The sequence below is a fragment of the Streptomyces sp. NBC_00663 genome, from assembly GCF_036226885.1.
Classification (GTDB): Bacteria; Actinomycetota; Actinomycetes; order Streptomycetales; family Streptomycetaceae; genus Streptomyces.
In genome coordinates this window covers 6,836,804-6,851,176 of record NZ_CP109027.1, presented here as the reverse complement: position 1 = coordinate 6,851,176, position 14,373 = coordinate 6,836,804, and the positions used below count along the sequence as shown (strand labels likewise).

Annotated in this window: 10 protein-coding genes; 5 read left to right on the top strand and 5 right to left on the bottom strand. The window is 72.3% G+C overall.

The window, feature by feature from the left end; genetic code table 11:
• Positions 1 to 105 precede the first annotated feature (105 nt).
• Positions 106 to 2,169 carry an NAD(+) synthase gene (locus OG866_RS31295; protein ID WP_329344393.1) on the top strand — a complete coding sequence of 688 codons (2,064 nt, stop codon included), beginning with the start codon at positions 106 to 108 and terminating at the stop codon, positions 2,167 to 2,169.
• Between the two features lie 10 nt (positions 2,170 to 2,179).
• Here OG866_RS31295 and OG866_RS31290 read toward each other — a convergent pair whose 3' ends face one another.
• The 3 genes from OG866_RS31290 to OG866_RS31280 all read right to left on the bottom strand — a co-directional run bounded on the left by OG866_RS31290 (position 2,180) and on the right by OG866_RS31280 (position 5,310).
• A complete protein-coding gene (locus tag OG866_RS31290; protein ID WP_329339871.1) occupies positions 2,180 to 3,406 on the bottom strand; it encodes an MFS transporter in 1,227 nt (408 codons plus the stop codon).
• An 88-nt stretch (positions 3,407 to 3,494) separates the two neighbouring features.
• Positions 3,495 to 4,544, bottom strand: a complete 1,050-nt coding sequence (locus tag OG866_RS31285) for an endonuclease/exonuclease/phosphatase family protein (protein ID WP_329339869.1) — start codon at positions 4,542 to 4,544, stop codon at positions 3,495 to 3,497.
• Between the two features lie 187 nt (positions 4,545 to 4,731).
• Complete coding sequence (locus tag OG866_RS31280) at positions 4,732 to 5,310, bottom strand: TetR/AcrR family transcriptional regulator (RefSeq protein ID WP_443063591.1); 579 nt, start codon at positions 5,308 to 5,310, stop codon at positions 4,732 to 4,734.
• Between OG866_RS31280 and OG866_RS31275 the strand changes: the two genes are divergently transcribed.
• Positions 5,297 to 5,911, top strand: a complete 615-nt coding sequence (locus tag OG866_RS31275; RefSeq protein WP_329339868.1) for a hypothetical protein — start codon at positions 5,297 to 5,299, stop codon at positions 5,909 to 5,911. The two genes, OG866_RS31280 and OG866_RS31275, sit on opposite strands and share 14 nt — an antisense overlap.
• A gap of 388 nt (positions 5,912 to 6,299) precedes the next feature.
• On the opposite strand, the gene OG866_RS31270 is transcribed toward OG866_RS31275, so the two are convergent.
• Complete coding sequence (locus OG866_RS31270) at positions 6,300 to 7,898, bottom strand: MFS transporter (RefSeq protein WP_329339867.1); 1,599 nt, start codon at positions 7,896 to 7,898, stop codon at positions 6,300 to 6,302.
• A 258-nt stretch (positions 7,899 to 8,156) separates the two neighbouring features.
• Here OG866_RS31270 and panB point away from each other — a divergent pair, with 258 nt between their 5' ends.
• The 3 genes from panB to OG866_RS31255 all read left to right on the top strand — a co-directional run bounded on the left by panB (position 8,157) and on the right by OG866_RS31255 (position 11,018).
• Positions 8,157 to 9,023: a 3-methyl-2-oxobutanoate hydroxymethyltransferase gene (gene panB / locus OG866_RS31265; protein WP_329339866.1), complete on the top strand. Its 867-nt coding sequence runs from the start codon at positions 8,157 to 8,159 to the stop codon at positions 9,021 to 9,023.
• A 139-nt stretch (positions 9,024 to 9,162) separates the two neighbouring features.
• Positions 9,163 to 10,188: an ATP-binding cassette domain-containing protein gene (locus tag OG866_RS31260; RefSeq protein WP_329339865.1), complete on the top strand. Its 1,026-nt coding sequence runs from the start codon at positions 9,163 to 9,165 to the stop codon at positions 10,186 to 10,188.
• Positions 10,185 to 11,018, top strand: a complete 834-nt coding sequence (locus tag OG866_RS31255; RefSeq protein WP_329339863.1) for an ABC transporter permease — start codon at positions 10,185 to 10,187, stop codon at positions 11,016 to 11,018. Before OG866_RS31260 ends, OG866_RS31255 begins: the two co-directional genes overlap by 4 nt.
• 19 nt (positions 11,019 to 11,037) lie before the next feature.
• Here the strand turns inward: OG866_RS31255 and OG866_RS31250 are convergent, their stop codons facing one another.
• Complete coding sequence (locus OG866_RS31250; RefSeq protein WP_329339860.1) at positions 11,038 to 14,331, bottom strand: BTAD domain-containing putative transcriptional regulator; 3,294 nt, start codon at positions 14,329 to 14,331, stop codon at positions 11,038 to 11,040.
• Positions 14,332 to 14,373 lie beyond the last annotated feature (42 nt).

Below are 14,373 nucleotides of genomic sequence, written 5' to 3'. Positions count from 1 at the left end.
CGACCGCGGGGCAGCCGATGGGGAGCGGGACGATCACGTCCCGCTCCCCATCGCGTCGCTCTGACGATTACACGGATTACACTGGGCGCCGTGCCTCCGACTCCGTTGAACTTCCGGTCGATCTATCAGCACGGCTTCGCGCGGGTGGCCGCCTGCACGGGCCACACCGTCATCGCCGATCCGCCCGCAAACGCCGAAGCGGTCCTGCGTCACGCGCGCCGGTGCTCGGACGAGGGGGTCGCGGTCGCGGTCTTCCCCGAGATGGTGCTGTGCGGGTACTCCATCGAGGACCTGCTGCTCCAGGACGCGCTGCTCGACGAGGTCGAGGCGGCGCTCGCGACCGTGGTGGCCGGGTCCGCGGGCCTGCTGCCGGTGCTGGTCGTGGGCGCGCCGCTGCGGCATCGCAACCGGGTCTACAACTGCGCGGTGATCGTGCACCGCGGCCGGGTCCTCGGCGTCGTACCGAAGTCGTACCCGCCGAACTACCGCGAGTTCTACGAGCGCCGGCAGATCGGCGACGGCGCGGACGAACGCGGCGGCTCGATCCGGGTCGGCGGTTCCGAGGTCCCGTTCGGCGTGGATCTCCTCTTCGAGGCGTCCGACGTGCCCGGTCTCGTCCTCCACGCCGAGATCTGCGAGGACATGTGGGTGCCGGTGCCGCCGAGCGCGGAGGCGGCCCTCGCCGGGGCGACCGTGCTGGCCAACCTGTCCGGCAGCCCGATCACGGTCGGGCGGGCCGAGGACCGCAAGCTGCTGTGCCGCTCGGCGTCGTCGCGCTGTCTCGCCGCGTACGTCTACGCGGCGGCCGGGCTGGGCGAGTCGACCACCGACCTGTCCTGGGACGGCCAGACGATGGTCTACGAGAACGGCGTACTGCTCGCCGAGACTGAGCGGTTCCCTCTCGCGGACGAGTACGCCGTCGCCGACGTCGACCTCGACCTGCTGCGGCAGGAGCGGCTGCGGATGGGCACGTTCGACGACAACCGCCGTACGCACCGGGCACGGACGGGCGACTTCCGCACGGTCGGCTTCGAGCTGGACCCGCCGCTGACGGACCTGGGGCTGCGGCGGCGTCTGGAGCGCTTCCCGTTCGTGCCGGCCGACGCCGCCCGGCTCGCCCAGGACTGCTTCGAGGCGTACAACATCCAGGTCCAGGGCCTCCAGCAGCGGCTCGCCTCGATCGGCGGCTCGAAGGTCGTCATCGGTGTCTCCGGCGGTCTGGACTCCACCCACGCGCTGATCGTCGCCGCCCGCGCGATGGACCGCGCCGGGCGCCCGCGCAGCGACATCCTGGCCTGGACGCTGCCCGGCTTCGCCACCAGCGACCACACGAAGGACAACGCGCACAAGCTGATGAACTCCCTCGGCGTCACCGCGGCCGAGCTGGACATCACACCGACCGCGCGGCTGATGCTGGCGGAGATGGGGCACCCGTTCGCGTCCGGCGAGCCGGTGTACGACGTCACCTTCGAGAACGTCCAGGCGGGCCTGCGCACCGACTACCTCTTCCGGCTGGCCAACCAGCGCGGCGGCATCGTGCTCGGCACCGGTGACCTCTCCGAGCTGGCGCTCGGCTGGTCGACGTACGGCGTGGGCGACCAGATGAGCCACTACAACGTCAACGGCGGCGTCCCGAAGACGCTGATCCAGCACCTCATCCGGTGGGTCATCAGCAGCGGCCAGTTCGGCGACGAGACCGGCAGGACCCTCGCCGCGATCCTCGACACGGAGATCAGCCCGGAGCTGGTGCCGGGTGAGGAGATGCAGTCGACGGAGTCGAAGATCGGCCCGTACGCGCTGCACGACTTCACGCTCTTCCACGTCCTGCGCTACGGCTTCCGCCCGTCGAAGATCGCCTTCCTCGCCTGGCACGCCTGGCGGGACGCGGAGGCCGGCGCGTGGCCGCCCGGTTTCCCCGAGGCCAAGCGGGTCGCCTACGACCTGCCCGAGATCGCCAAGTGGCTGGAGGTCTTCTGCCGCCGCTACTTCGGCTTCGCCCAGTTCAAGCGCTCGGCCATGCCGAACGGCCCGAAGGTCTCGGCAGGCGGCTCCCTGTCTCCCCGCGGCGACTGGCGTGCACCGTCGGACAGTTCGGCACGGACGTGGCTGCGGGACCTGGAGCGGTTCGAGGAGCTGAGGACGGGCGACGGGGCGACGACCACGCCGTAGGGCTCGGTGCTCAGTGGGTGAGGGTCGCGTCCAGTGGGTCGGGCAGGTGGGAGGCGATGACGCGTTCCCGGACGGTCGTCGGGGCCGTTGCCCGGCGTCGGTCCACCGCGGCCGCCGTGCCCGCCACGCCGAGGCCCAGCACGGCGAGCGCCGCGCCCGCCAGGGCCGGGGAGGTCACCCCGAACCCCGCGGCCAGCGCGAGGCCGCCGATCCACGCTCCCCCGGCGTTCGCCAGGTTGAAGGCGGCCTGGTTGGCGGAGGAGGCCAGCGAGGGGGCCGACGAGGCCTTCTCCATGACCATGAGCTGGAGCGGCGAGCCGGTGACGAACGCGGCCACGCCGAGCAGGACGACGCCCACGGCGGCGCTCACCGGCGTGCTCATCAGCAGCGGGAAGGCGCCGAGGACGACGACCAGCGAGACCAGGCCGCCGAACAGGGTGGCCCGCATGGCGTGGTCGGCCAGCCGTCCGCCCACCAGGTTGCCGGCCGTGGCGCCCACGCCGAACAGCGCGAGCAGCAGCGTGACGCTGGTGTCGGCGTACCCGGCGGAGTCGGTCAGCATCGGCGTGATGTAGCTGTACGCGGCGAAGAGCGCGCCGAAGCCCGCGACGGTCGTACCGAGGGCCAGCCAGACGGGGAGGGACTTCAGGGCCGCGAGCTCGCCGCGCAGTCCGCCGTGCGTCGGCGCCACCCGGTCGTGCGGGATCAGCGCCGCCAGGGCCGCGATGGCGGCGAGGCCTATGGCGCTCACGCCGAGGAAGGTGGCCCGCCAGCCCAGGTGCTGGCCCATGAGCGTGGCGACCGGCACGCCCGCGACGTTGGCGACGGTCAGCCCGAGGAACATCAGCGACACCGACCGGGCCCTGCGCTCCGGCGCGACCATGTTCGTGGCGACGACGGCCCCGACACCGAAGAAGGCGCCGTGCGGCAGGCCGCTGGCGAAGCGGGCGACCAGCAGCCAGTCATGGTCGGGCGCGAAGGCGGAGGCCGCGTTGCCGATGACGAACAGGGCCATCAGCGCGACGAGGACCGTACGGCGGGACATGCGCGCGGTGACCGCGGCGAGCAGCGGGGCGCCGATGACGACGCCGAGCGCGTACGCCGAGACCAGGTGGCCGGCGGTGGGGAGGGAGATGTGCAGGTCGTCCGCGACCTCGGGCAGCAGGCCCATCATGACGAACTCGGTGGTGCCGATCCCGAAGGCGCCCACGGCGAGGGCGAGCAGGGCGAGGGGCATGGAGGTGCCTGTGCCTTTCAAGGTCAAGTTCCGCGGCGCTTATGTTCAGCTACGGAACAAAGCCTTTCGGGCCCAGTATTCCATACGGTCAGGACGACGTGTCGACCGTCACACGGGCCGCCACCGGGAGGTGGTCGCTGCCCGTCTCCGGCAGGGTCCACGAGGTCTGCGGCTCGACACCCTTGACCAGGATCTGGTCGATCCGCGCCATCGGGAACGAGGCCGGCCAGCTGAACCCGAACCCGCTGCCCGCCGCGCCCTGCGTGGAGCGCAGCTGGGAGGTGACGGCGTTGAGGGCGCGGTCGTTCATCGTGCCGTTGAGGTCGCCCAGCAGCACGATCCGCTCCAGCGGCTCGTCGGCGATGGCCTCGCCCAGCGCGTCGGCGCTCTTGTCGCGCTGCCTGGCCGTGAACCCGGCCTCCATCTTCACCCGCACCGAGGGCAGATGGGCGACGTAGACGGCGACCTGCCCCTCGGGCGTGGTCACCGTGGCCCGCATGGCCCGGGTCCAGCCCAGCTTGATGTCGACGGGCTTCACCCCGGTCAGCGGATACTTGCTCCACAGCCCGACGGTGCCCTGCACCGAGTGGTACTTGTACGTCCCCGCCAGCGCCTTCTCGTACGTCGGGACCGCAGCGGAGGTCAGTTCCTCCAGGGCGAGGACGTCCGCGCCGGACGCGGCGACGTCGCGAGCGGTGCCGGCCGGGTCGGGGTTGTCGGCGTTGACGTTGTGGGTGGCCACCGTGAGGTCGCCGCCGGAGCCGGCCTTGTCGGTGAGCAGCCCGCCGAAGAGGTTCAGCCACACCACCGCCGGGAGCAGGATCGCGATCAGGGCGGTCGCCGACTTGCGTACGACGGCGAGGACCAGCAGGACGGGGACGGCGAGGCCCAGCCAGGGCAGGAAGGTCTCGGTGAGGCTGCCGAGGTTGCCGATGCGGTTGGGGATGCGCGAGTGCATCAGCATGACCAGGGCGAGGAGCAGTGCCAGCGCGGCGAGGACCAGTCCGCGCCGCCAGATCCGCGGGTCGCCCCGCCAGCCGCCGAGCAGCGCGTCCCGCAGGCGTCGGAGCCTGGATCCCCGGCGCTCGGGCCCCGAGCCGCCGTTGTCCGTCTCCTCCATGTACGCCTGCTGCGCCATACCGCGTCGCCTCACTGCCTGCCGTGCATCCGTCCGTCCCCCTGTGTCTCACGACCCTAGGGGATGATCCGGTCCGATCCCGCCGTCTCATGACGGCCGTACCCGCACGAGGACGTACAAGTCGCCGTCCGGAGTTCCGAACACGGCCGGGGAAAGCGCGGTCTGTGACGAAACGCGCACACGAGGGTTACGGGGTCGGCGAACTGACGGGCGGTGAGCTGACGGGACGTAGGCCCTCGAGGATCGTGTCGACGATCTGCTCGGACAGCCCCTCGGGGAGGTCGGCGTCAGGGCGCATGAAGGTGCGGACCAGCATGGGGCCGACGAGCATGTCGTTGACGAGTTCCAGGTCGACGTCGGCGCGGAGTTCGCCGTTGTCCCGGCCGCGGCGCAGGACGTCGATGCCGACGCGGCGCCGGGGGGCGATGGCGGCGTCGTGGTAGGCGCACCAGATCTTCGGGCTGCTCTTCATCTGGGCGTGGACGTTGTGCAGGATCGCCGAGGTCCGGCGGACCAGTCCGCGCTGCCGCAACGACTCCAGCAGCACGACGAGGTCGTCACGCATGGAGGTGCCGGGCAGCACCGGGTCCGGCGGTTCGGCCGTCCGTACGACATCGACGAAGAGCTCCTCCTTGCCGCTCCAACGCCGATAGATCGCGGCCTTGCCGACACCGGCGGTACGCGCGATCCGCTCGATGGACAACTCGGCAAGCGGCACCCCGTCGTCCAGCAACTTCATCACCCCCTCGACAATGGCCCGCTCCACGGCTTCACTGCGCGGCCTACCACGGGTGGGGGCGGGCGCGGGCCGACGGGGGTCGCCGGTGGGGCCGGGGGTACCGGTCGGCGTACGGGCGGGGGCGGAGGCACTGGCCGGCGTACCGGTGAGCCCGGAGGCACCGGCCGAGCCAGACGCACCGGCCGCTGCACCGGTGGGCCGGGGGGTGCTGGCGGGCCGGGAGGCACTGGCGGCCCGGGGAGTGCCGACGGGCCGGGAGGTACCGGTAGGCCCAGAAGTGCCGGTGGAGCCGGAGGTGCCGGTGGACCCGGAGGTGCCGGTGGACCCGGAGGACCCGGAGGACCCGGAGGACCCGGAGGACCCGGAGGACCCGGAGGACCCGGAGGACCCGGAGGACCCGGAGGACCCGGAGGACCCGGAGGACCCGGAGGACCCGGAGGACCCGGAGGACCCGGAGGACCCGGAGGACCCGGAGGACCCGGAGGTGCCGGTGGGCTCAGCGACGCCCTGGGGAACAGCGGTCGACCCGCCCGCCTCGCGGAGAGCTTCCGACGACTTCCCGGGCTCCCGGAGGGCGTCGTTCGGCTCGCCCGCCTGGCTCAGGGCATCGACCGAACCGCCCGCCTGACCGAAGGCGTCGTTCGGCTCGCCCGTCGGGCGGGAGGCCGCCTCCGGGTTGCCCGACCGCCGAGAGGCCGCCTTCAGGTCGCCCGACTGCCGGAAGGCCTCCGCCCGGTCGCCCTGCAACCGAGAGGAGGTCGCCTCCAGGTCACCCGACTGCCGAGAGGTCGTCCCCAGGTCGTCCGACAGCCGAGGAGGATCCGCCAGGTCGTCCGACAGTCGACGGGGCTCCGCCAGGGCGCGCTGGTGGTGGGAGGGGGCCGACGGTGGTGCCGGCCGTCGGGGGGGTCCCGTCCGGTCCGCGGTGCCTTCCGCTTCGGCGGGGGTGGTCACGTCGGTGGGTCCCTTCTGTGGTGTGGGGTGATTTTCCCCGTACGCACGCGCGCGTGCCTCGGCTACTCCGCCGCGGTGACCAACTCCCGCCCCTGCGCGTCCTTGTCGTCGGCCGGCGGCCTGCCCGGCAGGAAGACGGCGACCACGACCGCGCCGATCAGGGCGACGCCCGCACCCCACAGGGCGGTGATGTGCATGGCGTGGAGGAAGGCGTCGTGGGCGGGGCCCACCAGGGCGCTGCCCTTGGGGCCGAGCTTCTCGGCGACGCCGAGCGTGGCCTCGATGGACTCGCCCGCGGTGTGCCGGGCGCCGGCCGGGAGCAGGCCGAGCTTGTCCTCGATGCCGTTGCGGTACGCGGTGGAGAGGACCGAGCCGAGGACCGCGATGCCCAGCGCGCCGCCGACCTGGCGGAAGGTGTTGCTGAGGGCGGAGGCGGAGCCGGCCTTCTCGCGCGGCAGGGCCTGCATGATGACGACACTGACCGGGGTCATGATGTGCGCCATGCCGGCGCCCATGAGGAAGAAGACGACCTCGAGGATCCAGATCGGCGTGTCCGCCTCGAACCCGGCGAACGCGGCCAGCATCGCGGCGATGACCAGCAGGCCGGTCGTGGTGGTGGCCTTGTTGCCGAACCGGTCGACCAGCAGCCTGGCCCTCGGCGCGAAGATCATCTGCGCGGCGGCCAGCGGCAGCATCAGCAGACCGGTCTGAAGGGGCGAGTAGCCGCGCACGCTCTGGGTGTAGAAGACGGAGAAGAACGTCACGCCCATCAGCGCGAAGAAGACCAGCGCGATGGCGGCGATCGCGGCCGAGAACACCTTGTTCTTGAAGTAGGTGACGTCGATGGACGGATGGTCGCTGCGCTTCTCGAACACCACGAACGCGACGAGTACGGCGAGACCCGCGCCGATGGTCGACAGCACCGCCGGGTCCGTGAAGTCGGCGAGCTGGCCGCCCTTGATGATGCCGTAGACGAGGAGGACCAGTCCGACGACGGACAGGACGACGCCGATCGGGTCGATGCGGCCCGGGTTGGGGTCACGGGAATCCGGCACCAGCCACAGCATCAGCGCCAGCGCGAGCAGCACGATCGGCACGTTGATGAGGAAGACCGAGCCCCACCAGAAGTGGTCGAGGAGCACTCCGCCGGTGATCGGCCCTATGGCGATGGCGAGGCCGACGCCGCCGGCCCAGATGCCGATGGCCTTGGGCTGCTCCTCGCGCTCGAAGACGTTCATGAGGACGGCGAGCGTGGCCGGCATCACGAACGCGGCGCCGAGACCCATGACGGCGCGGAACGTGATCAGCTCGGTCGGCGACCCGGCGGTCGCGGCGAGCGCGGAGCCGATGCCGAACACGGCGAGCCCGCCGAGCAGGACCCGCTTGCGGCCGAGCCGGTCACCGAGGAGCCCGGCGCTGAACAGAAGGCCCGCGAAGACGAGGGTGTAGGCGTTGATCGCCCACTCCAGCTCGCTCTGGGTGGCGCCCAGGCCGGTCGGAGCGGGGGTCGAGATCGTCTTGATCGCGACGTTCAGGATCGAGTTGTCGAGCACCACGATCAGCAGGCTGAGCATCAGCACACCGAGGATCGCCCAGCGACGCCGGTGCACGGCCTCGGAAACGGTCGGGCCCGGCGCGGCGCGGTCGGCAGGAGAGGTCATGCCGTCGAGCCTAGGTGAATTCCGATACGGAACCGTCTCGTATCGGAATCCTTTACGGAGACCTTACGCAGCCCTTAACGGACTTTACGGAGTCCTTGCCCCCGGATCCCCCCGGACCTAGGGCATCGGACGTGAGCCGCTCGACGCGTGACCCATGTCCTGCCACCCGCTCTGGCCGCGCGTGGCACGAGGTGCCACCATGGAGGGGATCCGGGGACGCCGTCAGGGCGCCTCGAGATGACTGAAGGAGCCGTTGCCATGACGCAGCTTTCGGCTGCCCAGACCAAGCCCTCCGACGGCAGCAAAGCGCTGTACGGGGGGAAGGGCACTCGCCGCCTCACCGTCCGGGACCTCGCCCTCGCCAAGGAGCGCGGCGAGAAGTGGCCCATGCTCACCGCCTACGACTCGGGTACCGCTGCGGTGTTCGACGAGGCCGGTATCCCGGTCCTGCTCGTCGGGGACTCCGCGGGCAACGTCGCGCTCGGGTACGAGTCGACCGTCCCCGTCACCATGGACGAGATGACCATGCTGTCGGCGGCCGTGGTCCGGGGCACCTCCCGCGCCCTGATCGTCGCCGACCTCCCCTTCGGCTCGTACCAGGAGGGCTCCGTACAGGCCCTGCGCTCGGCCACCCGGCTGATCAAGGACGCCGGGGTCGGGGCGGTCAAGCTGGAGGGCGGCGAGCGGTCGTACGACCAGATCCGGCTCCTCGTGGAGTCCGGCATCCCGGTGATGGCCCACATCGGCCTCACCCCGCAGTCCGTCAACGCCATGGGCTACCGCGTCCAGGGCCGCGGCGAGGAGGCGGCGGCGCAGCTGCTGCGCGACGCGAAGGCCGTGCAGGACGCCGGTGCCTTCGCGGTCGTCCTGGAGCTGGTCCCGGCCGAGCTCGCGGCCGAGGTCACCCGCACGCTGCACATCCCGACGGTCGGCATCGGCGCGGGTCCGGAGACGGACGCGCAGGTGCTGGTGTGGACCGACATGCTCGGTCTGACCGGCGGCCGGGTCCCGAAGTTCGTCAAGCAGTACGCCGATCTGCGCACGGTCATGGGCGACGCGGTGAAGGCGTTCGCCGAGGACGTGGTCGGCGGGACGTTCCCGCAGGAGGAGCACAGCGTCCACTAGAGCCACAGCGGTACAGAGGCAGCCCGCCGACTTCCCCCATCGGCGGGCTGCTGCCTTTGTCGGCGCTCTGTAGGTGGCCGTGGGCCGCTGTCGGTGACCTGTAGGTCGTTTGTCGGTGGGCCCTGGCACCGTTCTCGGCATGACGCGAATCGACAACAACCGCAGCGGCGCCGACACCGCCGTTTCCGTGCGGGGACTGGTCAAGCACTACGGCGAGACCAAGGCGCTGGACGGCGTCGACCTGGATGTGCGTGAGGGCACCGTGATGGGTGTGCTCGGGCCGAACGGCGCCGGCAAGACCACCCTCGTGCGGATCCTGTCCACCCTCCTCTCCCCCGACGCCGGCCGTGCCACGGTCGCCGGGTACGACGTCGTACGGCAGCCGCGGCAGCTGCGCCGGGTGATAGGGCTCACCGGGCAGTACGCCTCCGTCGACGAGAAGCTCCCCGGCTGGGAGAACCTCTACATGATCGGCCGGCTGCTCGACCTGCCCCGCAAGGAGGCCCGCCGCCGGGCCGACGAGCTGCTGGAGCGGTTCTCGCTCACCGAGGCCGCCAAGCGCCCGGCGAGCACCTACTCCGGCGGTATGCGCCGCCGCCTCGACCTGGCCGCCTCCATGATCGGGCACCCCGCCGTGCTCTTCCTGGACGAGCCGACCACCGGCCTCGACCCGCGCACCCGCAACGAGGTGTGGGACGAGGTCAAGCGGATGGTGGGTGACGGGGTCACCGTCCTGCTCACCACCCAGTACATGGAGGAGGCCGAGCAACTGGCCTCCGAGCTGACCGTGGTCGACCGCGGCAAGGTCATCGCGGGCGGTGGCATCGAGGAGCTGAAGGCGAAGGTCGGCGGCCGGACGCTGCGGGTACGGCCCGCCGACCCGCTGCACCTGCGCCCGCTCGCCGGTCACCTCGACGGCCTCGGCATCACGGGCCTCGCCACCACCACCGTCGACCCCGAGTCCGGCTCCCTGCTGGTGCCGATCCTCAGCGACGAGCAGCTGACCGCGGTGGTCGGCGCGGTCACCGCGCGCGGCATCACCGTCTCCGCCATCACCACCGAACTGCCCAGCCTGGACGAGGTGTTCCTGTCCCTCACCGGCCACCGCGCCAGTGCCCCGCAGGACACCGTGCCCACCGAGACCCGCGAGGAGGTCGCCGTATGAGCGCCGCCACTCTCACCCCCGCCGACAGCGCTGCCAAGCCCGCCGACGACGTCCGGATCCCGCTGCGCGGGCATCTGCGGCACACCGGCGCCCTCGTCCGCCGCAACCTGCTGTGGATCCGTCAGGACCCCGAGTCGATGGCCGACGCGCTGCTGATGCCGGTCATCTTCACCCTGCTGTTCGTGTTCGTCTTCGGCGGCTCCATCGGGCAGGCGCTGGGCGGCGGCCAGGACCAGTACGTGCAGTACGTCATCCCCGGCATGATCGCGATGATGAGCATGACCCTGTCCCAGGGGGTCGGAACCGGGTTCAGCCAGGACTTCAACTCCGGTGTCATGGACCGGTTCCGGTCGCTGCCGATCGGGCGCGGATCGGTGCTGTTCGCGAAGATCTCCGTCGAGCTGATGCGGATGCTGTTCGCGACGACCGTGCTGATGCTCGTCTCCGTCGCCGTCGGCTTCGACATCACCAACTGGCCCGGCCTGTTCGCGACCGTCGCGCTGGCCACCGCGTTCGCCTCGTCGATCATGTGGGTGTTCCTCACCCTGGGCGTGGTCATGAAGAGCGCGCAGTCGGTGCAGGCGATGGGCTTCCTGGTGCTGTTCCCGCTCCAGTTCGGCTCGTCGATCTTCGCGCCGACGACCTCGATGCCGGGCTGGCTCCAGACCTTCACCGACTACAACCCGCTGTCCACGCTGGCGGACGCCGCGCGCGGACTCATGATCGGCGGCCCCGTCGCGCACGACCTGTGGGTGACCCTCGCCTGGTCGGTGGCGATCACCGCGGTGATGGCGCCGGTGGCGATCCACAAGTTCCGGACGAAGAGCTGACACCGGGCGGCGGCACGGTTCAGACGAGGGCGGCGGCCTCCCCGGGGGAGAGACCGGCGCCCTCGTCGTACGCCGTGCCGTAGGCCGCGTCGCCGAGCCGGGCGCGCAGCTCGCGCTCGGCCCGGTCGCGGGCCTCCCGTTCGTAGCTCTGCGGGACATGGGAGGGCGGCAGCATCGCGTCGCCGGCCGCGAGACAGCGGGCCCCGTCCGGGGCGCGCCCGCCGCCGTCCACACCGGCCAGGCCGAGGGCGGCGATGTGCAGGTACTGGGCGCGCATGTGCGGGGCGATGGCCTGGGACAGCGGGTCCTCGGCCTTGCCGAGGGCCTGGCGGACCTTGTCGAGGCAGGCTGCGAAGCGGCCGTCGGCCGCTTCCACCAAGGCCTCCGCGCCGAGGATGAAGGCGTCGAAGATGATGAAGTGGGCGATGCCGAAACCCTCGCGAAGCAGCCGGAGTTGCTCGCGCGCCTCGGTGACGCGGCCGGTCTGGGCGAGCCGGGCGGAGAGGAAGAGCCGGGCGGCGGGCATCGCGTCGTTGTGGCCGCCGCCCTGCATGGCGATCACCTCGCGCAGCAGCCGCTCCCCGTGCTCGGGGTCCGACTCCATCAGCACGCTGCCGAGCCGGGCCTTCAGCACCGCCTGCTGGGCGCGGGCGCCGAGCCGGGCGGCGATGTCGATCCCCGCCTCGTAGTCGGCCGCCGCGTCGCCCCAACGGCCCTTGCGCTCATGGGACTCGGCCCGCGCGGAGAGCGCCTCGGCGGTGCCCCACAGGTCACCGAGGCGCTCGTAGATGGCCAGTGACTCGTCGGCGTCCCGGATGGCGTCGCCCGCCCAGTCGACGCGGTTGGCGAACAGGTTGGCGCGCCATTGCAGACTCGCGGCCAGCTCCCAGTCGTAGCCGGGCGTCTCGCGGGAGGTGCGCACGGTCGCGTCGATGACCCGCCGCAGCCGCTCCATGTCGCCGGAGAGCATGACGGCGAAGAACCACAGGGAGCCGGGGACCCGGCAGGTCTGCGGCTGACCGGGTTCGTAGGTGAGGGCGATGGACCGCAGCTTGGCCTGCGCCTCGGGGGTCTGCCAGGCGTCCAACTCGGTGTCCATGCAGGCGAGATGGACCAGATGCAGACCGCGTCGGCCTTCCGCCAGGACCTCCCCCGTCCACGGCAGCGGGTGGTCCGTGCAGCGCTGCCACACCGGCCGGGCGGGGCGGACGGGGTCGGTGAACGGGTCGGGGCCGAGGGCCATGACCTCCTTGGACCAGTTGCGGGCCTCGATCTTCAGATCGCGCATCTGCCAGTACCAGGCCAGCGACAGGATCAGACAGAGGCCCTCCTGCTCGTCCCGCTCGGCGACGGCGAGCCGCAGGGCGGTGCGCAGGTTCTCGTACTCCCGCTCCAGCAGCCCGATGGCGGCGAGTTGGCCGGGTCCGCGCAGCAACGGGTCGGTGGCACGGGCGAGTTCGCGGTAGTACGTCAGATGCGCGCGCCCGGCCTCGGCCCGCCGCCCGCTCTCGTCGAGACGCTCGCCCGCGTACTCGGCGACGGTCTCCAGGAGCCGGTAGCGCATCCCTCCGCAGTCCGAAGGTTCGGCCACCACAAGGGACTTGTCGACGAGAGAACCGAGCGCGTCCAGCGCCACGGGACCGCACACGGCCTCGGCGGCGGCGAGATCGCACCCTCCCGCGAACACGGAGAGCCGCCGCAGCACCTCCCGCTCCCCCTCGTCCAGGAGCTCCCACGACCAGTCGACGACGGCCCGCAGGGTCTGCTGGCGGGGCAGGACGGTACGGCTGCCGGAGGTCAGCAGCCGGAAGCGGTCGTCGAGCCGGTCGGCGATCTGACGTGGCGTCAACATCCGTAGCCGGGCGGCCGCCAGCTCGATGCCGAGCGGGAGCCCGTCGAGGCGCCGGCAGATCTCGGCGCAGGCCGCGGCGGTCTCCTCGTCGGCCTCGACCCGGAAACCGGGCCGGGCCGCGGCCCCGCGGTCGGCGAGCAGCCGCAGCGCGACGGGTTCGGGCAGCGGGTCCACCGGCCGCAGCAACTCCCCCGGTACGCCCAGGGATTCACGGCTGGTGGCCAGGACTGTCAGGTGCGGGCACCGTTCCAGGAGGGCCGCGACCAGGCGGGCGGCGGCCTCGACGACATGCTCGCAGTTGTCGAGGATCAGCAGCATCCGGCGTCTGCCGCAGTGCTCGACGAGCCGCTCGACGGGGTCGTCGTGCCGCTCGTTCCCGGCCCGCATCGCCTCGGCGCCGGCCCCGTACAGCACGGTCTCGCGGGCGCCGACGGCGGTCAGCACGGCCTCCGGCACACCGGCCGGATCATCGACCGGCGCGAGCTCGGCCAGCCACACCCCGTCCCGCGCCGCGTCCCCCACGGTCTCGGCCGCCTCCTGCGACAGCCGCGTCTTCCCCGCCCCGCCGGGCCCGAGCAGCGTGACGAGCCGCGCCGCCGCGAGATCCCCCCGGATGGCCTCGATATCGGCTTCCCGCCCGACGAAGGAGGTGAGGCGGGCGCGGAGGTTGCCGGGGGTGGGGGTGCCGGCGCCGGCGGCCGGAACCGGGACGGGCACCGCGGGCGCCGACGGCAGCTGGTCCAGCAACTCCCCGTGCAGCGCCCGTAGTTCCGGGCCCGGGTCCGCTCCGAGGCGGTCTGCCAGCAGCTGGCGTACGTCCTCGTAGGCGGCCAGCGCCTCCGCCGTGCGGCCCGCGTCGCGCAGGGCGCGCAGGCGGAGGGCCTGGAGGGGTTCGTCGAGGGGGTGGGTGTCGCAGAGGGCGGTCAGCTCGGGCAGGGACTGCTCGGCGTGGCCGAGGGCGAGGGCCGCGGTGTGGCGGGCGCGCAGCGCGTCCAGGCGTCGGGCCTCCCAGCGCGCCGACTCGGCGGTGCGGTCGGGCAGATCGGCGAGGGCGGGGCCGCGCCACAGGGCGAGCGCGTCGTCGAGGACACCGGCCGCCTTCGCCGGATCGTCGTCGGCCAGCGCCCGCGTGCCCTCGCCGGTGAGCCGGTCGAAGCGATGCAGGTCGATGTCGTCGGGGGCCGCGACGAGCCGGTAACCGCCGTCCACGGAGGCGACGGCGTCCGCGCCGAGGGCCCTGCGCAGCCGCCCGACCAGCGCCTGGAGCGCGGCGGGCGCGTCGGCGGGCGGGTCGCCGTCCCACACCTCGGCGACCAGCAGCCCCACGGCCACGGTGCGGCCGGGCCGCAGGGCGAGCACGGTCAGCAGAGCACGCAGCCGCGCCCCGCCGACCGGAAGCGGGGTGCCGTCGAAACGGAGTGCCTGGGTGGTGCCGAGGATGCGATAGCGCACGGGGTCCATTGTCTCCGGTCGTTCAGGGCGCGGTCACGGGGATGCGGGCGT

Bases quoted from the DNA above. Each gene is read 5' to 3' on its own strand.
- OG866_RS31290 (WP_329339871.1), bottom strand. From the start codon at position 3,406: ATGCCCCTCGCCCTGCTCGCCCTCGCCGTGGGCGCCTTCGGGATCGGC.
- OG866_RS31285 (WP_329339869.1), bottom strand. From the start codon at position 4,544: ATGGCGCAGCAGGCGTACATGGAGGAGACGGACAACGGCGGCTCGGGG.
- OG866_RS31275 (WP_329339868.1), top strand. From the start codon at position 5,297: ATGGCCCGCTCCACGGCTTCACTGCGCGGCCTACCACGGGTGGGGGCG.
- OG866_RS31270 (WP_329339867.1), bottom strand. From the start codon at position 7,898: ATGACCTCTCCTGCCGACCGCGCCGCGCCGGGCCCGACCGTTTCCGAG.
- panB (WP_329339866.1), top strand. From the start codon at position 8,157: ATGACGCAGCTTTCGGCTGCCCAGACCAAGCCCTCCGACGGCAGCAAA.
- OG866_RS31260 (WP_329339865.1), top strand. From the start codon at position 9,163: ATGACGCGAATCGACAACAACCGCAGCGGCGCCGACACCGCCGTTTCC.
- OG866_RS31255 (WP_329339863.1), top strand. From the start codon at position 10,185: ATGAGCGCCGCCACTCTCACCCCCGCCGACAGCGCTGCCAAGCCCGCC.
- OG866_RS31250 (WP_329339860.1), bottom strand. From the start codon at position 14,331: ATGGACCCCGTGCGCTATCGCATCCTCGGCACCACCCAGGCACTCCGT.